The organism is Streptomyces daghestanicus, assembly GCF_020521275.1.
In the GTDB taxonomy this organism is placed as follows: Bacteria; Actinomycetota; Actinomycetes; order Streptomycetales; family Streptomycetaceae; genus Streptomyces; species Streptomyces griseoviridis.
The window spans coordinates 937694-959065 of the sequence record NZ_BNDX01000016.1 but is presented as its reverse complement, the minus strand read 5'-3'; the positions used below and the strand labels follow the sequence as shown (position 1 = coordinate 959065).

Below are 21372 nucleotides of genomic sequence, written 5' to 3'. Positions count from 1 at the left end.
TGAGCGAGGGCGCATGAACGACAGGGAGTTCGTCGAACAGGTGCGGGCGAGGCCCGGCCTGTACGGCCTGAACGGGACGTACCACTCCACGGCCACGTTCCTGATCGGTTTCGACCAGGGCCGCTCGGGAGGGCTGTTCCGCGGCTTCGACGAGTGGCTGGCCGTGCGGAGGGGCGAGCGTACCAACATCACCTGGTACGCCCAGGTGTTCCTGGAGGCCCTGCCGGGCGTCGCCCTGCGGGGCCTGGGGCAGCCGCTGACCCGCGAACAGGACCAGGCGGCCGTGGACCTGCTGTTCACGCTCCTCCTCTCCTTCCTGGAAGTCCGTGACGACCGCCGGGCCCTGGCCCGCATGTACGCGGACCACGAGGCGTTGAAGTGAGCGGTGCCGCCGCGTCCGCCACCCATGGCGGGCGCGGCGGCCTGGCGTAACGGCCCCGTCAACCGGCCCCGCACTCGAACCACACCGTCTTGCCGTCGCCCGGCCCCGGCGCCACCCCCCACTTGTCGGCCACCGCCTCCAGCAGCACCAGGCCCCGGCCGCCCTCCGCGTCGTCCCCGACCCGCTCGGCCCGTACCGGCCACCGGGGGCAGCCGTCCGCGACCTCGACCCGCACGCCGCCGGGGCGCCGCAGCAACAGCAGTGTGCAGCGCCGGTCCGGGACATGGCGTACGACATTGGCCAGCAGCTCGGTCACGCCCAGTTCCACGGCGTCGCTCAGCCCGGCCAGTTCCCACTCGTCCAGGTACGAGCGGACGATCCGCCGGACGTGCCGGGCGGCGTGCGCGCCGACGGTGAGGCGCAACGTGTACTGCTCCGAGCGGTGCCCCAGGAGGCCAGGGGGAAAGTCATCGTTCACGGCACGAGGGTGCCGCGCGACGGCTACCGTGAGCTACGGAACGAATACAACCGGTCCCCACGTGGGCCGAGTCGCGCGAAGGGGGCTCTGCGTGACCCACATCAACGTCCTCGACCCGGGCGCGTCACCGCTCGACTACTACGGCTATGAGCTGCGCCGTTACCGGGAGGCCGCCGGTCTGACCCAGAAGCAGCTCGGGGCGATCGTCAACTACACCGGCTCACTGATCGGCCAGATCGAGACAGCCCGGAAACTCCCGACGGTGGACTTCAGCGAACGGGTGGACGCGGCGCTGGGCACGGGCGGATTGCTGTCCCGCCTGGTCGTGCTGGTGCTGCGCAGCCAGCTTCCGTCGTGGTTCCAGCAGGTGGCCGAGCTGGAGGCGCGGGCGGTGGAGATCTGCGCGTTCCAGACGCACATGGTCCACGGTCTGCTCCAGACCGACGCGTACGTACGGGCCGTGCTGGGTGCCTTCGACCCGACCGACCTCGACGACCGCACCGCCGTCCGGCTCACCCGCCAGCGCCTCTTCGAGAAGGAGACGCCGCCGGTCTTCTGGTCGGTGGTCAGCGAGGCCGCGCTGCACCTGGAGATCGGCGGTCCGGAGACGATGCGCGGCCAACTGGCCCACCTGTTGGCCTTCGAGCACGATCCCCGGATCAATGTGCAGGTCCTGCCGTTCTCAGCCGGCGCGCACGCGGGTCTGCAAGGCGCATTCACCCTCTTTCGCTTCGCGGATGACCCGACGATCCTCTACACGGAGGGATATGGCAGCGGGCATCCAACCGCCAACCCGGACACCGTCAAGGACGGTTCACTCCGTTACGATCATCTCCGGGCCGCCGCGCTCTCCCTGAAGGACTCGGCGGAACTGATCCGCCGGGTGATGGAGGAACGCTATGGAGAGCAACGCGATGCCGTCGAGGTTCCAGTGGCGTAAGTCCAGTTACAGCGGCGACCAGGGCGGCGAGTGCGTGGAATGCGCCCCGCTCGGCCCGCTCGCCTGGCGCAAGTCGTCGTACAGCGGCGACCAGGGCGGCGATTGCGTGGAGTGCACGCCGCTCGGCCCGCTCGCCTGGCGCAAGTCCTCGTACAGCAGCGACCAGGGCGGCGAGTGCGTAGAGGTCGCCGACGCGACCTCCGCCGTTGCCGTCCGGGACTCCAAGGCCCCCGAGAAGAGCCCCCTGCATCTCTCCCCCGCCGCGTTCACCGCGTTCCTGGGGTGGGCTGCAACGGGCGGCGGTCGTCGCTGAGGGCGACCGCCTGGGCCGTGCGGGCGCGGGGGCCCTGGAAGAGGTACGCCAGGCCGAAGCCGCCGGCGACGACCGCCGCGCCGCCCACCGCGTCCAGCACCCAGTGGTTGCCGGTCGCGACGATCGCGGAGACCGTGAACAGCGGGTGCAGCAGGCCCAGCGCCTTCATCCACGCCTTGGGCGCGATGATCGCGATGGCCAGCCCGCACCACAGCGACCAGCCGAAGTGCAGTGACGGCATCGCCGCGTACTGGTTGGTCAGCGAGGTCAGCGTGCCGTAGTCCGGCCGGGAGAAGTCCTGCACGCCGTGGACCGTGTCGATGATGCCGAGCGACGGCATCAGGCGCGGCGGGGCCAGCGGGTACAGCCAGAAGCCGACCAGGGCGAGCAGCGTGGTGAAGCCGAGCGAGGCGCGGGCCCAGCGGTAGTCGACCGGGCGGCGCCAGTACAGGACGCCGAGGACGGTCAGCGGGACCACGAAGTGGAACGACGTGTAGTAGAAGTCGAAGAAGTCCCGCAGCCAGCCGATCTTCACCACGGCGTGGTTGACCGCGTACTCGATGTCGATGTGCAGGAAGCGTTCGAGGTCGTGGATCTGGTGGCCGTGCTCCTCCGCGCGGGCCCGGCCGCCGGAGATGGTGCCGCCGGTCGCCGCGAGGCGGACCTTGGAGTAGGCGGCGTAGGTCACCCGGATCAGCAGCAGTTCCAGGAGCAGGTTCGGCCGCGTGAGCACCCGGCGCAGGAACGGCAGCAGGGGGATGTGCTTGAAGCGGGTGGGGACGGGTGCCGCGTACTCGGCGGGGACCGGGTCCCGGAAGTACGGGGAGGTGCGGGAGAGGAACGGCACGGCGGTCGCGGCGGCGACGGCCGCGAGCAGGACCAGGTTGTCGCGGAGCGGGTACAGGGCCGCCATGTTCGGCAGCATCATCTTCGCCGGGAGGGTCATCACCAGGACGACGGCGACCGGCCACACGTACCGGTCGGAGGCCCGCTTGCCGACCCGGCCGACGACCGCGAGCAGCACCCACAGGAGCTGGTGCTGCCAGGTGGTGGGCGAGATCGCGACGGCCGCGCAGCCGGTGACGGCGACGGCGAGCAGGAGCTGGCCGTCACGGGCGTAGCGCACGGCCCGGCGCAGGCCGAGGACGGCGACGGCGGCACCGAGGACGACGAAGAGGGCGATCTCCAGCGGCCCGGTCAGGCCGAACCGCAGCAGGGCGCCGTGCAGGGACTGGTTGGCGAGGTCGTCGGCGGCGCCGCCGAGCCCGACCCCGGCCATGTGGTGCACCCAGTACGTGTACGAGTCGTGGGCCATCGCCGCCCAGGCGAGCGCGGTGCAGACGGCGAAGGTGACGGCGGTGGTCGCGGCGGCGCGGCGGCGGCCGGTGAACCACAGCAGCGGCACGAACAGCAGCACCGTCGGCTGGAAGGCGGCGGCGACACCGATGAGCAGACCGCCGGCGCGTTCGCCGCGCACGGCGAGGCAGCCGAGCAGGACCAGCAGGACCGGGACGATGCTGGTCTGGCCGAGCCAGAGGGTGTTGCGCACCGGCAGGGAGAGCATCAGCAGGCTGACCGCGACCGGCGCGGCGAGCAGCGCGGTGCGGCGGCCGACCGGATGGGGCAGCGCGCGGGCCGCGACCACGCCGAGGGCGACGACCAGCAGCAGGGTGCCGAAGGTCCAGCCCCAGCCGAGGGCCTGCTCGGCGGCCCGGGTCAGCGGTTTGAGGACCAGCCCGGCGAACGGCGTGCCGGTGAACCTGGTCGAGTCGTACAGGGAACCCTCCACGTGCAGGACCCCGTCGGGCCCCACCCAGGTCTCCAGGTCGGTCAGCCGCTCGCCGCGCGGGGTGCCGAGCACCACCGCGAGCTGTCGTACGGCGAGGACGGCGGCGACCAGCCACAGTCCCGCCCTGGCCAGGTGCAGGCGTGCCCTGGTGGCCCCGAGGGCGGTCGCCCCGAAGGCCGCCTCCGCCGGTCTCCCGCCGTGTTCCGCATTCGCCACGCCTCGTCGGCCTCCCGCCCCGTCCGTCCCACGCGTCCCGTGTGCGTGGATCTCCTTTGCGAACCTTATGAGGTTCGCACCACCCCCGGAGAGAGACGCAGGCAACCCCGCCTTCACCTGACGGCCGCTCTCGTTTTGTCCGGATGACGATAGTGGGACCGCGGTTCGCCCGCCGCCCCGGGGAGCGAGAAGGATCACAGCGGGGCCCGTCCAGGAACCGTCCGTGGCCGGAAGACGTCCCTGCGTGGACGCGGTTTTGGTGCACTCTGCAATGAATTCGGCACGGCAGGTGACCGGAGGTTCTCCCCCTATGGTCGGTTTTCGGCCCGGCGTCAGCGCCGCCGCGCGGGCCGCGTCCCCGTCCCCGTCGAAAGGTAGGCGAGCGAAGTCTTGTCGGCCGCCACCGTCGCCCCTTTGCCCTCCCTCGCCCAGGCGCGCCCGCCCGGCGCCACCGTCACCGATCCCGCGCTCGTCCGGCGTGCCGTGAAGGCGGCGGCGCTGGGCAACGCGATGGAGTGGTTCGACTTCGGTGTCTACAGCTACATCGCGGTGACGCTGGGCAAGGTCTTCTTCCCGTCCGGCAACCCGACGGCCCAGTTGCTGTCGACGTTCGGCGCGTTCGCGGCGGCGTTCCTGGTCCGGCCGCTGGGCGGCATGGTCTTCGGCCCGCTGGGCGACCGCGTCGGGCGGCAGAAGGTCCTCGCGCTGACGATGATCCTGATGGCGGCGGGCACCTTCGCGATCGGCCTGATCCCGTCGTACGCGACGATCGGCGTGTGGGCGCCGGTCCTGCTGCTGGCGGCCCGGCTGGTGCAGGGCTTCTCCACCGGCGGCGAGTACGCGGGCGCCTCCACCTTCATCGCGGAGTACGCCCCCGACAAGCGGCGCGGGTTCCTCGGGAGCTGGCTGGAGTTCGGCACGCTGGCCGGGTACATCGGCGGCGCCGGGCTGGTCACCCTGATGACGGCGCTGCTCTCCGACGGTGACCTGACCTCCTGGGGCTGGCGCGTCCCGTTCCTGATCGCGGGCCCGATGGGCATCGTCGGCCTGTACCTGCGGATGCGCCTGGAGGAGACGCCGGCGTTCGCGGCGGAGGTGGAGAAGTCGGAGTCGGCGCGGGTGAAGGTGCCGCTGCGCGACATGATCACCGGCCAGTGGCAGGCGCTGCTGCTCTGCGTCGGCCTGGTCCTGGTCTTCAACGTCACCGATTACATGCTGCTGTCGTACATGCCGAGCTACCTGACGAGCGAGCTGGAGTACGACGAGACGCACGGGCTGCTGGTCGTGCTCGCGGTGATGGCCCTGATGATGGTCGTCCAGCCGTTCGCGGGCGCCCTGACCGACCGGGTCGGGCGGCGCCCGGTGATCGCGGCGGGCTGCGCGGGCTTCCTGCTGCTGTCCGTCCCGGCGCTGCTCCTCATCCGCCAGGGCAGCCTGCTCGCGGTCGGCCTGGGCATGGCCGCGCTGGGCCTCCTGCTGGTCTGCTTCACCGCCGCGATGCCGTCCGCCCTCCCGGCCCTCTTCCCGACCCGGGTGCGCTACGGCTCCCTCTCCATCGGCTTCAACGTGTCCGTGTCCCTGTTCGGCGGCACGACCCCGCTGGTGGTGACGGCCCTGATCGGCGCGACGGGCGACCTGATGATGCCGGCGTACTACATGATGGCCGCGGCCGTCGTGGGCGGCGTGGCGGTCTGGTTCATGACGGAGTCGGCGGGACGCCCGCTGCCGGGGTCGGCGCCGTCGGTCGAACGCTGACGTCTCGGACGTCGTGGGAGAAGCCCACGTCCACGCCGCGCGGCTCCGCGCGGTCCTGGACGACGATCTCGCCGCTGCCACCCCCGGGGAGGGGCGCCGTGCCGCCGTGGGCGACGGGCCGGGTGCGGCCGGCGGTCGTGAGGCGGACCTCGGCGGACGGGCCGGGCCGGGAGCCGCGCAGCCACGTCAGGGTCCAGGCGCCGTCGGGACCGCGGCGGAACTCCAGGTGGACGCGGGAGACGGACAGCCAGTCCGCCGGCGTCACCAGCCGGCCCACGGCGCGTCCCGGCCCGCCCGCAGCACCGTCCCGGGTTCGCTGGGCGCGTCCGCCGTCCGCATCCCGGCCGTGGCACCCGCGTCCGCCGCGGCGACGGCGGCCATGGTGAGTTCCGGCACGCGCGTTCCTCCTGGCGTCCGGGCGACCGGCCTTCGGGCCAGGGCGCCGGCGGCGGGCTGTCCGCCGTACCGGGAGCATCGGCGGTGGGGGCCGCCGGACGCCGGAGCCGGACACGCCGCCGCCCGGCCCCCGCCGGGCTTGCGGCCCTACGACGTCGGAGCGGTCGTGGGGCGGCGGTGGCGGGTGGGCCGGGCGGACGGGGAGCGCCGGGTCACAGGCGCATGAGGGTCTCCGACAGCTCCCGGTAGTCGCGCAGGGCCAGCCGGAGCTGCTCGGTGTCGGCGGCCGTGGCCTCGCGGTCGTCGCGGCCGCCGTCGGCGGTCCGCCAGGACTCCCGCAGCGTGCGGCGGCGGTGCGTCACCGCGTCGGTCAGGCGGGAGGTGATCTCCTCCAGGACGCGGTCGGCCTCCTCGACGGCGGCACGCGGACCGTCCACGAAACCGGCCACCGCGTGGTGCAGCCGCTCCTCCAGCTTGCCGTACTCCCCGTGCGGCAGCAGCGGGGTGCCGGCGCCGGACGCGTGCGGCGCCGCAGTGCCCGGCGTCCTCGACGCCCTCGGCGTCTCAGGGGCGCCGGTGGTGCCCAGGGCACCGGTGGTGCCGTCCCTGCCCTCGGTGCGCAGGTGCGGGGTGGCCTCGGCGCGGACGCCGGCGCCGTGGTCGGACCGGGCGCCCAGCGGGGCGTCGGGGTCGAGCGCCGGGCCGGTGCCCGCGGCCCGCCGGTCGGGGGACTCGGTCTCGTGCTGGCCTCGCGCGGCGGGGGTTCCACCGGTCGGCCGGGTCATGTCGGACATGTGGTTCAACTCTCCTTCGCGTGACGGCGGTTCAGTGCCCAGGGCTGGTGGTTCTCACGGGCGGCCGACGTGTGGCCGGCGCGGTCGGCGCGGTGGTCGCCGTGGTCGTGGCGGACCAGCTTCTCGAAGAGGGCGCGGGCCTCGACCATGGCCTCGCGCATCCGCTCGGTGCCGGCGGCGTCGTCCGCGTGGGTGGCGTCGGCCGCCGCGCGGTGCACGCGCCGGTAGCCGTCGACGTGGTGGGCGTGGTGCACGGACAGCGCCGCGACCTGCTCCTCGTACTGCCCGCCGTCCGGGTAGCCCCGGGCGCCGGCCAGCTCCGACAGCAGCCGGTCGGCCTCGGCGACCGCCTCGCGCGGGGAGTCGACGAACCGCTCCTGCGCGGCCGTCCAGCGGGCCTCGAACCGCTCCCGCTCGGCGGGCTCCAGGGGCCGGGTGCGCAGCGAACCGTGCCGCTCCACGCGCGCGGCCAGCTCCCGCTCGGCCGCCTTGGTGTCGCCGTCGTGCCGGGCCACCGTGCGCTCGTACTCCGGCCCGAAGCGACGCTTCAGATTTCCGCCGCGGCCCGCCCCCCGGCCGCGCAGGGTCAGGACGGCCGCGACGACCAGCACGGCCGCCACGATCACGATCAGAGCGATGATCACGCCTGTGGACATGAATGCCTTCCGGGTTGTCGGGCCAACCGGCTTTCCGTACGGGCCGGTTCGCGGACCGTGTACCCGCTGAGGCCCTGTCAAACGGTGCGCGGGGCGCCCGGCCCGGCCCGGTGTCACCCCGTACGCCGCACCCGCCCCGCCGGCAAAAGCCGTTGCGCGCGGCACGCGCCCCGCCGACCATGCCGTCCATGACGCGCTGGACCATCACCCCGGAGTCCCCCGGCTCCCCCGCCGCGACCGCGCTCTGGCGGGCGTACTACACCGAGGTCAGCGACCGCTGGTACCTGCGGCACGAGGGCCGGCGCACCGACCCGGCGGAGCTGGCGCGGGAGACCGCCCGCGTGACCGGCGCCGAACTCGCCCCGCCCGCCGGCCGGCTGCTGGTCGCCCGGTGGGCCGGGGAGCCGGCCGGCACGGCGGGCGTACGGCTGCTGGACGCCGCGCGGGCCGAGCTGACCCGGGTGTACGTGGCCCCGGCGCTGCGCGGGCGGGGCGGGGCCGCGCTGCTCGTCGGCGCGGCGGAGGCGGCGGCGCGGGAGCTGGGCGCGGCCCGGATCGTGCTGGACACCCGCGGCGACCTGGTCGAGGCCCGCGCCCTGTATGCCCGGCTCGGCTACCGGGAGATCCCGGCGTACAACGACGACCCGTACGCCGAGCACTGGTTCGGCAAGGAGCTGCTCACCCGGTGCGCGTGAGGTCGCCGGCCCGGCGCCCCTCGTGCGGGCGCTCCCGGCGCGCGCCGCACAGCTCGCCGTTCAGCTCCGCCACCAGGCGGGTCAGGTCCCGCGGCCGGTCCGGGCCCCACCAGTCGCCGAGGAGTTCGGCCAGCGAGTCCTCGCGGGCCCGCGCCAGCCGGTCGGCGACCTCGTGCCCCTGGCCGGTCAGGACCAGCCCGAGCCCCTGCCGGACGGCGAGCCGGCGCACCTCGGCCTCGCGGGCGGCCTCCAGGACGACGGTCAGCGGGACGGCGCTGTCCTCCGCGAGCAGGCCCGGCTCCACACAGCCGTACCGCCTGATCCGCAGCAGCAGCCAGCTCGTCGCGGGCAGCAGGTCGTACCCGGCGCGCGCGGTGATCCTCCGGTAGGCGGCGCGGCGGCCCGCGCGGGTGCCGAGGACGGACAGGGCGCGGCACGCCTCGTCGTGCGAGGACCGCTCGACGGGGTTGCTGGCGAAGGTCTGGGCGCCGTCGGGCGCGGTGACCGAGCCGCGCAGCCGGTCCTCCTTCAGGAACCAGGCCAGTACGAAGCCGAGGAGGGCGACGGGCGCGGCGTAGAGGAAGACGTCGGTGATGGAGGCGGCGTAGGCGTGCACGGCGTCCGGGCGCAGCGCCGGGGGCAGGGCGCCGATGCCGCGCGGGTCGGACTTGAGGGCGTCGGCGGTGACGCCGGGCGGCAGGGACGCGCCGCGGAAGGCGTCGGTGAGGCGCTCCCCGAGGCGGCTCGCGAAGACCGTGCCGAAGACGGCCACGCCGAAGGCCGCGCCGATCGAGCGGAAGAAGGTGGCGCCGGAGGTGGCGACGCCCAGGTCCGCGTACGGGACGGCGTTCTGCACGATGAGGACGAGGACCTGCATCACCAGGCCGAGGCCCAGTCCGAAGACGAAGAAGAAGGCGCTCATCTCGGCGGTGGGGCTGTTCTCGTCGAGCTGGTGCAGCAGGAGCAGGCCGAGGGCGGTGACGCCGGTACCGGCGACGGGGAAGACCTTCCAGCGGCCGGTGCGGCTGACGATCTGCCCGGAGACGGTGGACGCCAGCAGCAGACCGATCACCATCGGCAGCATGTGCACGCCGGACATGGTCGGGCTGACGCCCTGCACGACCTGGAGGAAGGTCGGCAGGTACGTCATCGCGCCGAACAGCGCGAAGCCGACGACCAGGCTGATCACGGCCGACAGCACGAAGGTGCGGACGCGGAACAGGCGCGGCGGCAGGACGGGCTCGGCGGCCCGGCGCTCGACGGCCACGAAGACGGCGGCGAGCAGCGCGCCGAGCACCGCCAGTCCGATGATCTGCGGGGACGCCCACGCCCAGGTGGTGCCGCCGAGGGAGGCGACCAGTACCAGGCAGGTGGCGACGGCGGCGATGAGGAAGGTGCCGAGGTAGTCGATGACGTGCCGTTCGGTGCGGCGCGGGATGTGCAGGACCGCGGCGATCACGGCGAGGGCGACCAGGCCCACGGGGAGGTTGATGTAGAAGACCCAGCGCCAGCTCAGGTGCTCGGTGAAGACGCCGCCGAGCAGCGGCCCCAGCACGCTGGTCGCGCCGAACACGGCACCGAACAGCCCCTGGTAGCGGCCCCGCTCCCGGGGGGACACCAGGTCGCCGACGATCGCCATCGACAGCACCATCAGCCCGCCGCCGCCGAGCCCCTGCACGGCCCGGAAGGCGATCAGTTCGCCCATGCCCCGCGCGATCCCGCACAGGGCCGATCCGGCCAGGAAGATGACGATCGCCGTCTGGAACAGCCGTTTGCGCCCGTACTGGTCGCCGAGCTTGCCCCACAGCGGGGTCGCGGCGGTCGCGGCCAGCAGATACGCCGTCACGACCCACGACAGGTGCTCCATGCCGCCGAGGTCGCTGACGATGGTGGGCAGCGCGGTCGAGACGATCGTCTGGTCGAGGGCGGCCAGCAGCATGCCCAGGAGCAGCGCCCCGATGGAGACGAGGACACGGCCCGGGACCTGCTCCTGCGACGTGTCCGCGCTCATGGAACCTCCCGGGGGTCGGGTCACACCGTCCGTCGCCTTCCCTCCTGTTCGGTGTGACCCGATACGACCTGTTCATTCACCTGGAACACCGGTACTCCGGGGGCGCGGGCGCACGGCTGTGAAGACGATCTGCATAATCTCTGGAGTTCGCGAGGGGACGCGAGCGGCCTGAGGGGAGGGGACGAACGGGTGGACGAGCTGGAGAAACCGCGGGAGGACGCCGGTCCGGCGTGCCCGGAGTGCGGCGCGCCCCGCGAGGCGGACCACACCCCGTCCTGCGCGTGCGGCCCGAAGGCGGCCGACGCGCTCCAGGAGGCCCGTACCGCCCAGGCCGCCGCCGCGGAGGACTTCGACCCCCTGCGGATACGGCCGTACGTCGCGCTGGAGGAGGCGGAGACCGGCACGGAGGCCGGCGCGGGGACCGAGGCCGGCACCGACGCCCGGCCCGCCGCAGACGCCCGCCCCGCCGCAGACGCAGACGCAGACGCCGACGCCGGCCCGCACAGCGATGCCGGCCCGCACAGCGATGCCGGCCCGCAGCGGGACGCCGTACGGGACGCGAAGGACCCGGCCCCGGACGGTCCGGACGCGCCGGACACCTCGGCCGCCGCCCCGCCCTCCCCCGAGACCACCATGGTGCTGCGGGCCGCCCCCGGCACCGCCGCGACCTCCGTCGTGCCCACTCCGCTGGCACCCCCGGCGTCCACACCGAACGCCACCGATCTGCGCATGTTCGAGCCGGCCCCGGCCGGACCGCCCCGGCCCCCGACGCCCGCCCCCGACGAGCCGGCCCCGCGCCGCCGGCGGGCCGCCGTGATCGGCGCCGCGGCGGCGGCCGTCGTGGTGCTGGGCACCGCCGGGTACGCGGCCGGGCTGTTCTCCTACGAGTCGCCCGCGCGCACCGGCACGGCCGCGGACGGGATACGCCCCGGGGTGCCGGACCCGTCGACCGCCACGGCCACCGCCAACACGGCCTCCGCCCAGGCCCCCGCGCCGTCCGCGTCCGCGTCGCCGTCCCCGTCCGCCTCCGGGCCGGCCGAGGCGAGCCCGTCGCCGTCCGCGTCGGCGTCCAGCGCCTCGGCCTCCGCGTCCGCCACCACCGGACCGTCCGCGTCGGCGGCCACGCCGGCCCCCGAGGCCACCGCGTCCCCGACGCAGCCGGCGCAGGAGGACCCGGAGGACGGCGACGTGCCGGTGCTGCGCCGGGGCGACCGCGGCCCCGAGGTCACCGAACTGCAGCAGCGGCTGCGCCAGCTCCACCTGTACATGGACGACATCGACGGCGACTACGGCCGCCGCGTCGAGGACGCCGTCCGCACCTTCCAGTGGGCGCGGGGCATCCACTCCGAGGAGCCGGGCACCTACGGTCCGCTGACCCGGGCGCAACTGGAGCGGGAGACGCGGGAGCCGTAGCGTCCCGTCAGCCGATGTGCAGCAGGACCGTCCCGTCCGCCGCCGCCTCCACGCGGACCTCGGTCAGGTCCCGGACCGCCGCGTCCGGCCCGTGCGGCGTGGCCCGGGGGCCGACGCCCACCACCCGCATCCCGGCGGCGCGCGCGGCGGCGATCCCGGCGCCGGAGTCCTCGAAGGCGACGCAGTCGGCGGGGGCGACACCCAGTTCGGCGGCGCCCTTGAGGAAGCCCTCCGGGTCGGGCTTGCTGGCGCCGACCGACTCGGCGGTGATCCGCACCTCGGGCAGGGCCAGTCCGGCCGCGCCCATCCGGGCGGTGGACAGGGCCACGTCGGCGGAGGTCACCAGGGCGTGCGGCAGGCCGCGCAGGGCGGCGAGGAACGCGGCGGCCCCGGGGATCGCGACGACGCCCTCGGTGTCGGCGGTCTCCTCGGCGAGCAGCCGCGCGTTGTCGGCGAGGTTGCGCTCCATGGGCCGGCCGGGCAGCAGGGCCGCCATCGTGGCGTAGCCCTGGCGGCCGTGCGCGATCTTCATGACCTCGTCGCCGTCGAGGCCGTTGCGGTCGGCCCAGCGCCGCCAGACGCGCTCGACCGAGGCGTCGGAATTGACGAGGGTGCCGTCCATGTCCAGCAGCAGGGCACGGGCGGTGAGCCGGGTGGTGGCCGTCATCGGGGACTCCAGGGCGTGGGGAGGGACACGAGCCGGCGCCGCCCGCGGACAGCGGACTCCAGGGCAGGGGGAGGGGTACAAGGCGGCCCCGCCCGCCGGTCAGGGAAAACGGGCGGGAGCCACTTTGTTCCCCCACGGTACAAAACGCGCCGGGGATCGCGCCAGCGGCCCCGGGCATCGTTCATCCGCCGTTCGGCGCGCCGGGCCGGGTCAGCCGGCCACCGCCTCCCACAGGCTCCACACGCCGAGGCCCAGCATCAGCAGCGCCGCGATCTGCGTGATCAGCTTCAGCGGGACCCGCTTCATCAGGGCCTTCCCGCCGACGATGCCGAGCCCGGCCACCGCCCACAGGGCGAGCACCGCACCGAGGCCGACGGAGAGCGGGTCGTCGTAGCGGGCGGCCAGGTTGGCCGTCATGATCTGCGTGAGGTCGCCGAACTCGGCGACCAGGATGAGCATGAAGCCGGCCCCGGAGACCTTCCAGAAGGACTGGTTCTCCGGCTTGCGGACCTCTTCCTCCTCCTCGTCCTTCTTGAGCAGCAGCACGGCCGCGCCGCCGAGGAAGAGCACGCCGGTGATCGCGTGCACGATCTGCTGCGGCAGCAGGGTCAGCACGCTGCCGGCCGCGACGGCGAGCACGACGTGCACCAGGAAGGCGGCGGCGACGCCCGCGAAGACGTAGGAGGCGCGGTAGCGGGTGCCGAGGACGAGACCGGCGAGCGCGGTCTTGTCCGGCAGTTCGGCGAGGAAGACGACGCCGAACACGAGCGCCGTCACGGTGATGCTGATCAAGGGTTCCTCTATCGGTCGGGGCCGCCCCGCCGAGAGTGCTGGTCCTCCTCGGACACCTCGGCACGGCAGCACACGGGCGTGCACTGCTTGCCGAAGGTCTCGCTGGCGGGACCCTTGCGGGAACCGCCTCCGGGCGCCGGCTCAGACGAGCTGAGCAGTATGTCGACGGTCCGGCGAAGAGCTACTCCCCTTCTGCGCCGTCCATGGTACGCGACGCGAAAGTCCCGTCCCGCGTCTTGTCGTGTCATGCACACGTCATTAGCTTCTTACCGGGCGCTCACCCCACCGCAACGCGGCGCCGCGAGCATTCCCTCGCTCGCACCCGACACCCCCACCACCCCAGGGAGTCCGCATGCCGAAGTTCTACGCGCGTCGACGGCTGAGCATACTCGCGGCGCTCACCGGAGTCATGGCCTCCGTCGCGCTGTTCAACGGCCCGGCCGCGTCCGCCGCCCTCCCCACCCCGGTCAGCGCCGCCACCGCCCGCACCTACCTCGCCTCGCTCACCGTGGCCACCGAGAACCGCACCGGCTACGACCGCGACCTCTTCCCGCACTGGATCACCCAGTCCGGCGCCTGCAACACCCGCGAGACCGTCCTCAAGCGCGACGGCTCGGGCGTCGTCACCGACTCAGCCTGCGCCGCCACCAGCGGCAGCTGGTACTCCGTGTACGACGGCGCCACCTGGACCGCCGCCTCCGACCTCGACATCGACCACCTGGTCCCGCTCGCCGAGGCCTGGGACTCCGGCGCGAGCGGCTGGACCACCGCCCGGCGCCAGTCGTTCGCCAACGACCTGACCCGCCCGCAGCTCATCGCCGTCACCGACAACGTCAACCAGGCCAAGGGCGACCAGGACCCGGCCACCTGGATGCCCTCCCGGACCGCGTACCACTGCACCTACCTGCGGGCCTGGGTGCAGGTGAAGTACTACTACGGCCTCTCCGTCGACTCCGCCGAGAAGTCGGCCCTGACCAGCGGCCTCGCGGGCTGCTGACCCGGAACCTCGCCGCCCGGCTCCGTCGTTCCGTACCGTACGGCCCGTACGGGGCCACGGAGAGGGGTTTGACCATGGGCGATCTGCGCCTGGGACCGCTGCTGAGGTACGCCGACGGCTCGTCCGCGACCGTGTGGGTCGAGACGGGCCGTCCGTGCGCCGCCGAGGTGCGCTGCGCCGACGGGGCCGGCGGCACCGCCCGCACCTTCCAGGTGTGCGGACACCACTACGCCCTGATCGAGGTGACCGGCCTCACCCCGGGCACCGCGACGCCGTACGAGGTGCTCCTCGACGGCACCCGGGTGTGGCCGCTGCCGGACTCGCCGTTCCCGCCGTCCGTGATCCGCGCGCCGGACGGAGCTGACGGCGAGGTGCGGGTCGCCTTCGGCTCCTGCCGCTGGGCCGCCCCGGCCGCCGGCGAGCAGGACCCGGTGGGCCCGGACGCGCTGGACACGCTCGCCGCCCGGATCGCCGCCGACCCCGACGGCGAGCGGCCCGACGTGCTGCTGCTCCTGGGCGACCAGGTCTACGCCGACGAGGTCTCCGACGCGACCCGCCGCTGGCTGGCCGGACGCCGCGACCTGGCCGAGCCGCCCGGCGCGGAGGTCGCGGACTACGAGGAGTACACCCACCTGTACTACGAGTCCTGGCTCGACCCGGAGGTGCGCTGGCTGCTCTCCACCGTGCCGAGCTGCATGATCTTCGACGACCACGACGTCATCGACGACTGGAACACCTCCGCCGCCTGGCTCGCCGACATGCGGGCCACCGGCTGGTGGCGCGAGCGGCTGCTGAGCGGCCTGATGTCCTACTGGGTCCACCAGCACCTCGGCAACCTCGCCCCGGCGGAGCTGGCCGCCGACCCGGTGTACGCCGCCGTGCGCGACGCGGCCGACGGCACGGACACGCTGCGCGCCTTCGCCGCCGAGGCCGACGTCCGCCCGGACTCCGTCCGCTGGAGCTACCGGCGCGACTTCGGCCGGGTCCGGCTGCTGATGGTGGACAGCCGCGCCGCCCGGGTCCTCCAGGAGGAGCGGCGCTCCATGCTCGACCCGGGGGAGGCCGCCTGGCTGCGCACCCAGACCCTGGAGGACCGCGGCTCCTACGACCACCTGCTGATCGGCACCTCGCTGCCCTGGCTGCTGCCCCACCTCATCCACGACGTGGAGGGCTGGAACGCCGCCCTGTGCCGGGGCGAGCGGGGCGCCCGCTGGGCGCGGCTCGGGGAGAAGGTGCGGCGGGCGGCCGACCTGGAGCACTGGGCCGCGTTCCCGTCCTCCTTCGAGGCGCTGGCGGACCTGATCGCCGAGGCCGGTACGGGGCCGGGGGCACCCGCGACGGTGTGCGTGCTGTCGGGGGACGTCCACCACGCGTACGTCGCCGAACCGTCCTGGCCGGGGGGCGCCCCGGACGCCCACGTGGTGCAGCTCACCTGCTCGCCCGTGCACAACTCCGTGCCGCTCTCCATCCGGCTCGGCTTCCGTTTCGGCTGGAGCGCGCCGGCCCGCGCGCTGGGCCGGGCGTTCGCGCGGCACGGGCGGCTGGCGCGGCCGTCGGTGCGCTGGCGCCGGGACGGCGGCCCGTGGTTCGGCAACCAGCTGATGACGCTGACCCTGCGGGGCCGGACGGCCCGGCTGCGGCTGGAGAAGGCGGGTGCGGCGGACGGGGGCGGCCGGCCGTCCCTGCGGACCGTCACGGAGGCGGAGCTGTCGTGATGCTGTCAATGTGGGCGGGACGGGAAGTTGAGATTGCAAGCACTAGTTAGGCATGCCTAACGTGGGACTCGCTTCCGTCCCCCGGAGTGACCGGCCCCTCACGGCCGGCCCCCTGTCGAAGGAGTGACCCCCCACATGACCGGACGCCTCGACAGCGCCCAGCCCTTCGCCCTCGGCCTGTTCCGCATGGTCGTCGGCCTGCTCTTCGCCTGCCACGGCGCCGCTTCCCTCTTCGGAGTCCTCGGGGGTGCCGTCGGTACCGACGGCGGCACCGTCGAGGCCGGCGCCTGGCCCAACTGGTACGCCGCCGTGATCCAGCTCGTCGGCGGCACCCTGGTCCTGTTCGGCCTCGGCACGCGCGTCGTCGCATTCATCGCCTCGGGCTCCATGGCCTACGCCTACTTCACGGTCCACCAGCCCGGCGCCCTGTGGCCGATGGAGAACGGCGGCGAGGCGCCCGCGATGTTCTGCTGGGCCTTCCTGCTGCTGGTCTTCACCGGCTCCGGCGCCTTCGGCCTGGACCGGCTGCTGACCCGGCGCGACGACGACGAGGAGCGGGAGCGCGCGGCCGGCGCCCGCACGCCGGTGTCGGTCTGACCCGGCCCGCCCCGAGGGTGCCCTCCGCCGCGCGCGGAGGGCACCCTCGCGTCAGCCCGCCGGGCGGAACGGCACGGTGAAGCAGGCGACGCGGGACCCGGAGTTGCCGGGCCGGTCGTGGATCACCACGGAGGACGCCTCGCCGGCCCGGAACCCCCAGTCGTGCCGGGCGACCGCCCGGCCCTCGCCGCCCGCGTCCGGGGTGAAGTCGAGCCACACCTCGTTCTCCGGCACGGCGTCGGCGGGGTCGGCGGAGGGCCGGTGCTGGTAGTGCCCGCCCGCGGCGGCCGGGTCGGCGCCGCAGGGCTTCCGGTGCACATGGGCGCCGTACGCGTGCCCCGGCGCCAGGCCGCGGACCCGCAGCCGGACGGTGGTCGCGCCCGCGCCGCCGGTGCGCTGGCGCACCTCGATCCACGAGCCGGGCGGGACCAGGTCCCGGTCGTACGTCAGCGCCGGGTGCGCGGCGTCCGCGCCGGGAAGCGCGAACCGCGCCTCCGCGCGCACCGCGGTCTCCTGGACGCCACCGGCGTCAGCGACACCGCCACCGGCTCCTCCGGCGAGCACGGCCGCCGCGACGGCGCCCGCGCATATTCCTGCCACCATGATGTGTTCCGTTCGTCAGGTGTCGGGGGATTCGTGGTGCTTCACATCGTTGCTACGGGACCCCGGCGCCGGCCGCCCCCCGGGAGGCGGCAGCCGGGTGAACCCGCCGTGACGGACGCGCGAGCCCCCTGTGAACCCCGTGTCCGACCCCGGGCGTACGCTGTATGGCTGTCATCGGCCTCCCCTGCCGCCCGTGCGGCGCGGCTGGTCAGGCCCACGGGGGAAGCCATGGGGAGTCACGGTGTTCGGAAGCATGGGGTCGCTGGTCAGCAGCCCTTGGATCTACGCCTTCGTGGCCCTCTCCGTCCTCCTGGACGTCTTCCTGCCCGTGCTGCCGAGCGGCGTCCTGGTGATCGCGGCGGCCACCGCGGCGGCGGCCGGTTCGGGCGCCGCCACCGGCCAGGTCCCGCACGACGTCCCCGACATCCTGGTGCTGATCCTCTGCGCCACCACCGCGTCCGTCCTCGGTGACCTGGTCGCCTACCGCCTCGCCTGGCGGGGCGGCCCGCGTCTGGACCGTGCGATCGCCCGCTCCCGCAAGCTCTCCAAGGCGCAGGAACGCCTCGGTGCCGCCCTGGCCCGCGGCGGCGGCGCGCTGGTGGTGCTGGCCCGGTTCGCCCCGGCCGGGCGGTCCGTCGTCTCCCTCGGCGCGGGCGCCGCGCACCGCAAGGCGCGGGAGTTCCTGCCCTGGTCCGCGCTGGCCGGCCTCTCCTGGGCCGCGTACAGCGTCGCCCTGGGCTACTTCGGCGGCCAGTGGCTGGGCGCGACCTGGCTGGCGACGGGGGTCTCCCTCGTCGCCCTGTTCGGGGCGGGCGCCGGGGCGGCCCTGCTGATGCGCCGCCCGCGCGCGGCGACGGAGACCCCGCCGGCCCCCTGAGCCGCCGGCGCGCGCGCCGGCCCCGGTCAGCCCGTACGGCGCTCCCCCGTGGCCGCGCCCGCGCCCCGCACCTCCAGTCCGTCCAGCAGTTCGGCGGTGGCCTCGGCGATCGCCGCCACGGCCCGGTCGAACACCTCCTGATTGTGCGCGGCCGGTGCCCGGAAGCCGGAGACCTTGCGCACGTACTGCAGGGCCGCGGCCCGGATCTCCTCCCCAGTGGCCTGCTCGGCCAGCGCGGGCGGTCGTAGCGTCTTGATACTTCGGCACATGTCCTCAGTGTCCTCCCGTCCCTCCCCGCCGGGCCCCCGCTCGTCCGTGTGAACCCCCGGGGAGAACGCGCGCCTCAAAATCGAACAGGAGTATCATTGGAGCGTGGCTACGACCTATGACTTTCCGAGTGACCTCCTCGCCGGTCAGGAGGAACTCCATCAGGTCCGGGCCGACCTCACGGCCCTGTTGAAGCGGCTGCCCTGGTCCGTGGAACCGGTGGACGGCTTCAGCGACGACGCAGGCTGGCGCAAGGTCGAGCGCCCGGCCTCCCCCGGCTGGTCGGAGGACGAACAGGCCGAGGTGGAGAAGCTCCGGCAGCGCGAGCGCGAACTGGCGGTGTTCGTCACCACACACCGCTACTGGTCCCAGTTCACCGGCCCCGACCGGGTCGCCGCCCGCTCCTGCCTGAAGCACGCCCGCGAGGGCGGCGCCGGGGACACGGGGGCATGAGAAGGGGCCCCCGGATGATCTCCGAGGGCCCCTGGCACCGGCGTACGCCGGTCGCGGTGGGCGCGGACGGTTTCGAACCGCCGACATCCTGCTTGTAAGGCAGGCGCTCTACCCCTGAGCTACGCACCCGCGACGAGTCGACAGCCTACATGGCCGTGGGCACCGCCCCGCAAACCCGTGGCCCGGGCCGCTCCCGGGGCACCCCGGGGGTTGACCCCACCCCCGGTCAGGGAGCGTCCCGGATCGAGCAGGGCCGCCTCCGGACCCTACGGTCGAGGAGTCCCGGCGCACGGTGCCCCCGCCTCCCGCGGGGCGCGCGGCGCCGGGCCTCACGCCCTGTTCCTCGCCGGAGGACGACAAGGAGCCCGAGACCCGGCCCTTCGCCCTGCCGGGCCGCACCCTCACCGTCCACTCCGACGACTCCGCCCTGGAGGTCGTCGCCGTGGACGGCGCCGCGTCCGGCCGGATCGAGGTCACCCGCTGGTTCCCGGGCCCGGTGACCGTCGGCAGGGAGCCGGAGGTGACGTGGGCGATGGACGGCGACCGCCTGGTGCTGCGGGTGAAGTGCACCGGCCTCGTCGCCGACTGCGCGGCCGGGCACCGCGTCGAGGTGCCGCACGGGGTGGCCGCGCGGGTCGAGAGCGACGACCGCGGCGTCCGGGCGCGCGGGTTCCGGGACGCGCTCGGCGTCCGCACCGCCGACGGGTCCGTCCGCGTCACCGACACCACCGGCCCGCTGGAGCTGCGCAGCGACGACGGCCCGGTCCGCGCGGAGGTCGCCTCGCGCCGGGTGACGGCCCGGACCGGGGACGGCTCGGTGCGCCTGACGCTCGGCGCCGTGCCCGACCTGGTCGACTCCCGCAGCGACGACGGCTCGGTCGCCGTCGGGCTGCCCCGGGCCGCGTACAAGGTGACGGCCCGGACCGGGGACGGCTCGGTGCGCGTCTCCGTGCCCCGGGACGACTCCAGCGCCCATGTGGTGAACGCCCGTACCGCCGACGGCGAAGTAACGGTCCGTACGGCGAACTGACCGGCCCGTGTGTTCGTCCTCAACGGGTGGGAGAATGAATCCGGGCAGGGCGGACGACACGGGAGAAGGATGTGACGGCGACACCATCGCAGCCGAAGACGCCGCCGATGGTGCCGTGCGCGCCGCGTCCGCGCCACCGGGCCCTCCCCCGCGCGCTGCGGGACCCCCTGACCCTGCTGGGCCTGCCGCTGGCCGCCGCGCCGCTGCTGCTCGCCGCGTTCGCCGGCGGCGGCACCCGGCGCTGGTTCGGCGGCCGGGCCGAGGGCCAGCGCGCCCAGGCCCAGGCCGCCAAGGACGACGCCGCCGCCGCGTTCTACGAACTGGACACCGCCCAGCGGGACCTGCGGATCTCCATAGAGACGATCACGGCCGTCGACGACTCCCCCGCCGCCCGGCGCGCGGTCGACGGCTTCGAGGGCCTGGGCCGGCGCGTCGACGAGGCCAGCCTGCGCTACATCGGCGCCGTCGACGCCCACGACCTCGACCGCGACGACCTGGAGGCGTCGGCCGCCGCCCGCGCCCGCGCCGAACTGACCGCCGCCACGGAGGAACTGGGCCGGGTCAAGCAGGAGCTGGACCGTTTCGCCGAGGGCCTCGGCCCGCTGCTCGGCAAGGCGGAGACCCAGCTCGCCCGGCTCGCCCCCGCCGTCGAGCGCGCCCGGCAGTCCCTCCAGGCCGCCTCCGACGCCCTGGACGCCGTACGCGCCTCGGGGCTCGCCGCCGACGACCTCGCGGCCCGGCTGGCCGCCCTCGCCCCGGAGCTGACCAAGCTCAACCAGGGCGCCGGCCGGCACGGCGTCCCCGGCACCCTGGAGCGCGCCGAGCGGGTCACCCGGGAGGCCGAGGCGGTCCGCGCGGAGGCCGAGCGGCTGCCCGAGCGGGCGGCCGAGACCGACAAGCGCCTGGTCTCCCTGCGCACCCGCGCCCAGGCCCTCACCACCCGCGCCGAGCAGGTCGAGCCCGTCCTCAGCGAGCTGCGGCGCCGCTTCACCGCCGCCTGCTGGCAGGACCTCCAGCACGTCCCCGAGCAGGCCCGCGAGACCGTCCGGCGGGCCGAGGCGAAGCTGGCCGAGGCGCGGGCCGCCCGCGACGCGCAGCGCTGGCCGGACGCCACCGCCCTGCTCTCGACGGCACGGGCGCTGCTCAACGAGACCGACGAGGCCGTCTCCGCCGCCGGCGACCGCCTCCGCCGGCTGAACGCCGTGCAGAAGGACCCGCGGGCCGAGATCGAGCGGACCCGGTTCGCGATCCGCGACGCCCAGCGCCTGGCGATGGCCGGCCGCACCACCCCCGACCCCCGCGACGCCCGCCCGCTGGACGACGCCGTGGCCCGCCTGGACCGCGCCGTCGACGGCCTGGCGGGCCGCCACCCCGACTACTGGCACTTCCTCACCGAGACCGACGCGGTCCGCCGCGCGGTGGCCGGCGTGGTGACCCGGATACGGGAGGAGCGCGGCGCCGGCCATTAGGGCCTGTCGTTCGGATCACGCCGCAGACGCGGGGCCTGGCACGCGCACCGGCGCGGGGAAGGCACAG

General features: G+C 74.6%; 22 protein-coding genes, 1 tRNA gene and 1 pseudogene. 13 read left to right on the top strand and 11 right to left on the bottom strand.

Annotated features, from left to right (window positions below; genetic code table 11):
* Positions 1-13: 13 nt before the first annotated feature.
* Positions 14-382, top strand: a complete 369-nt coding sequence (locus Sdagh_RS30985; protein ID WP_189413147.1) for a hypothetical protein — start codon at positions 14-16, stop codon at positions 380-382.
* A 58-nt stretch (positions 383-440) separates the two neighbouring features.
* Here the strand turns inward: Sdagh_RS30985 and Sdagh_RS30980 are convergent, their stop codons facing one another.
* Positions 441-860 carry an ATP-binding protein gene (locus Sdagh_RS30980; RefSeq protein WP_189413145.1) on the bottom strand — a complete coding sequence of 140 codons (420 nt, stop codon included), beginning with the start codon at positions 858-860 and terminating at the stop codon, positions 441-443.
* 91 nt (positions 861-951) lie between these two features.
* Here Sdagh_RS30980 and Sdagh_RS30975 point away from each other — a divergent pair, with 91 nt between their 5' ends.
* Together Sdagh_RS30975 and Sdagh_RS30970 are read left to right on the top strand one after the other, a co-directional pair.
* Positions 952-1800: a helix-turn-helix domain-containing protein gene (locus Sdagh_RS30975; protein ID WP_190077637.1), complete on the top strand. Its 849-nt coding sequence runs from the start codon at positions 952-954 to the stop codon at positions 1798-1800.
* Entirely contained in the window at positions 1760-2113 is a 354-nt protein-coding gene (locus Sdagh_RS30970; protein WP_226535984.1) for a DUF397 domain-containing protein, read from the top strand. The genes Sdagh_RS30975 and Sdagh_RS30970 overlap by 41 nt, the downstream gene beginning before the upstream one ends.
* Here Sdagh_RS30970 and Sdagh_RS30965 read toward each other — a convergent pair.
* Positions 2067-4118 (bottom strand): bifunctional glycosyltransferase 87/phosphatase PAP2 family protein, encoded by a 2052-nt coding sequence (locus Sdagh_RS30965; RefSeq protein WP_189413141.1) that lies wholly within the window; start codon positions 4116-4118, stop codon positions 2067-2069. The two genes, Sdagh_RS30970 and Sdagh_RS30965, sit on opposite strands and share 47 nt — an antisense overlap.
* 390 nt (positions 4119-4508) lie before the next feature.
* On the opposite strand from Sdagh_RS30965, the gene proP reads away from it, so the two are divergent.
* On the top strand, positions 4509-5873 hold the full coding sequence (gene proP / locus Sdagh_RS30960; RefSeq protein ID WP_190077636.1) for a glycine betaine/L-proline transporter ProP: 1365 nt from the start codon (positions 4509-4511) through the stop codon (positions 5871-5873).
* Positions 5874-5880: 7 nt separating this feature from the next.
* On the opposite strand, the pseudogene Sdagh_RS30955 reads toward proP, so the two are convergent.
* From Sdagh_RS30955 to Sdagh_RS30945, 3 genes and pseudogenes are all read right to left on the bottom strand, one after another.
* A pseudogene (locus Sdagh_RS30955) lies at positions 5881-6269 on the bottom strand (hypothetical protein); the annotation flags it as partial.
* Between the two features lie 212 nt (positions 6270-6481).
* A complete protein-coding gene (locus Sdagh_RS30950) occupies positions 6482-7063 on the bottom strand; it encodes a hypothetical protein (RefSeq protein ID WP_226535980.1) in 582 nt (193 codons plus the stop codon).
* 5 nt (positions 7064-7068) lie between these two features.
* Positions 7069-7719, bottom strand: coding sequence for a hypothetical protein (locus Sdagh_RS30945; RefSeq protein ID WP_189413136.1), 651 nt, complete (start codon positions 7717-7719; stop codon positions 7069-7071).
* A gap of 179 nt (positions 7720-7898) precedes the next feature.
* On the opposite strand from Sdagh_RS30945, the gene Sdagh_RS30940 reads away from it, so the two are divergent.
* The gene (locus Sdagh_RS30940; protein WP_190008005.1) at positions 7899-8414 is read left to right on the top strand and encodes a GNAT family N-acetyltransferase; all 516 of its coding nucleotides are present in this window, start codon (positions 7899-7901) and stop codon (positions 8412-8414) included.
* Here Sdagh_RS30940 and Sdagh_RS30935 read toward each other — a convergent pair.
* Entirely contained in the window at positions 8398-10425 is a 2028-nt protein-coding gene (locus Sdagh_RS30935) for an MDR family MFS transporter (protein WP_190077635.1), read from the bottom strand. The two genes, Sdagh_RS30940 and Sdagh_RS30935, sit on opposite strands and share 17 nt — an antisense overlap.
* Before the next feature lie 189 nt (positions 10426-10614).
* On the opposite strand from Sdagh_RS30935, the gene Sdagh_RS30930 reads away from it, so the two are divergent.
* Positions 10615-11838: a peptidoglycan-binding domain-containing protein gene (locus Sdagh_RS30930; protein ID WP_190077634.1), complete on the top strand. Its 1224-nt coding sequence runs from the start codon at positions 10615-10617 to the stop codon at positions 11836-11838.
* Between the two features lie 7 nt (positions 11839-11845).
* On the opposite strand, the gene Sdagh_RS30925 is transcribed toward Sdagh_RS30930, so the two are convergent.
* Together Sdagh_RS30925 and Sdagh_RS30920 are read right to left on the bottom strand one after the other, a co-directional pair.
* Positions 11846-12505, bottom strand: coding sequence for an HAD-IA family hydrolase (locus Sdagh_RS30925; protein WP_189413128.1), 660 nt, complete (start codon positions 12503-12505; stop codon positions 11846-11848).
* A gap of 210 nt (positions 12506-12715) precedes the next feature.
* A complete protein-coding gene (locus Sdagh_RS30920; RefSeq protein WP_189413126.1) occupies positions 12716-13297 on the bottom strand; it encodes a TMEM165/GDT1 family protein in 582 nt (193 codons plus the stop codon).
* 352 nt (positions 13298-13649) lie between these two features.
* Between Sdagh_RS30920 and Sdagh_RS30915 the strand changes: the two genes are divergently transcribed.
* From Sdagh_RS30915 to Sdagh_RS30905, 3 genes are all read left to right on the top strand, one after another.
* The gene (locus Sdagh_RS30915; RefSeq protein WP_189413124.1) at positions 13650-14294 is read left to right on the top strand and encodes an HNH endonuclease family protein; all 645 of its coding nucleotides are present in this window, start codon (positions 13650-13652) and stop codon (positions 14292-14294) included.
* Between the two features lie 74 nt (positions 14295-14368).
* The gene (locus Sdagh_RS30910; RefSeq protein WP_190007998.1) at positions 14369-16009 is read left to right on the top strand and encodes an alkaline phosphatase D family protein; all 1641 of its coding nucleotides are present in this window, start codon (positions 14369-14371) and stop codon (positions 16007-16009) included.
* A gap of 135 nt (positions 16010-16144) precedes the next feature.
* The gene (locus Sdagh_RS30905; protein WP_189413120.1) at positions 16145-16606 is read left to right on the top strand and encodes a DoxX family protein; all 462 of its coding nucleotides are present in this window, start codon (positions 16145-16147) and stop codon (positions 16604-16606) included.
* A 51-nt stretch (positions 16607-16657) separates the two neighbouring features.
* On the opposite strand, the gene Sdagh_RS30900 is transcribed toward Sdagh_RS30905, so the two are convergent.
* Positions 16658-17209, bottom strand: coding sequence for a superoxide dismutase family protein (locus tag Sdagh_RS30900; RefSeq protein WP_190007994.1), 552 nt, complete (start codon positions 17207-17209; stop codon positions 16658-16660).
* A gap of 253 nt (positions 17210-17462) precedes the next feature.
* Here Sdagh_RS30900 and Sdagh_RS30895 point away from each other — a divergent pair, with 253 nt between their 5' ends.
* Entirely contained in the window at positions 17463-18086 is a 624-nt protein-coding gene (locus Sdagh_RS30895; protein ID WP_189413799.1) for a DedA family protein, read from the top strand.
* A 26-nt stretch (positions 18087-18112) separates the two neighbouring features.
* On the opposite strand, the gene Sdagh_RS30890 is transcribed toward Sdagh_RS30895, so the two are convergent.
* Positions 18113-18355 (bottom strand): DUF2277 domain-containing protein, encoded by a 243-nt coding sequence (locus tag Sdagh_RS30890; protein ID WP_190077633.1) that lies wholly within the window; start codon positions 18353-18355, stop codon positions 18113-18115.
* A 103-nt stretch (positions 18356-18458) separates the two neighbouring features.
* Between Sdagh_RS30890 and Sdagh_RS30885 the strand changes: the two genes are divergently transcribed.
* On the top strand, positions 18459-18806 hold the full coding sequence (locus Sdagh_RS30885) for a DUF8825 domain-containing protein (RefSeq protein ID WP_189413114.1): 348 nt from the start codon (positions 18459-18461) through the stop codon (positions 18804-18806).
* A 57-nt stretch (positions 18807-18863) separates the two neighbouring features.
* On the opposite strand, the gene Sdagh_RS30880 is transcribed toward Sdagh_RS30885, so the two are convergent.
* Positions 18864-18935: transfer RNA gene (locus tag Sdagh_RS30880), tRNA-Val, on the bottom strand.
* A 163-nt stretch (positions 18936-19098) separates the two neighbouring features.
* Here Sdagh_RS30880 and Sdagh_RS30875 point away from each other — a divergent pair.
* Both Sdagh_RS30875 and Sdagh_RS30870 read left to right on the top strand, forming a co-directional pair.
* A complete protein-coding gene (locus Sdagh_RS30875) occupies positions 19099-19836 on the top strand; it encodes a DUF4097 family beta strand repeat-containing protein (RefSeq protein WP_190077632.1) in 738 nt (245 codons plus the stop codon).
* A gap of 71 nt (positions 19837-19907) precedes the next feature.
* A complete protein-coding gene (locus Sdagh_RS30870) occupies positions 19908-21305 on the top strand; it encodes a hypothetical protein (RefSeq protein ID WP_190077631.1) in 1398 nt (465 codons plus the stop codon).
* Positions 21306-21372 lie beyond the last annotated feature (67 nt).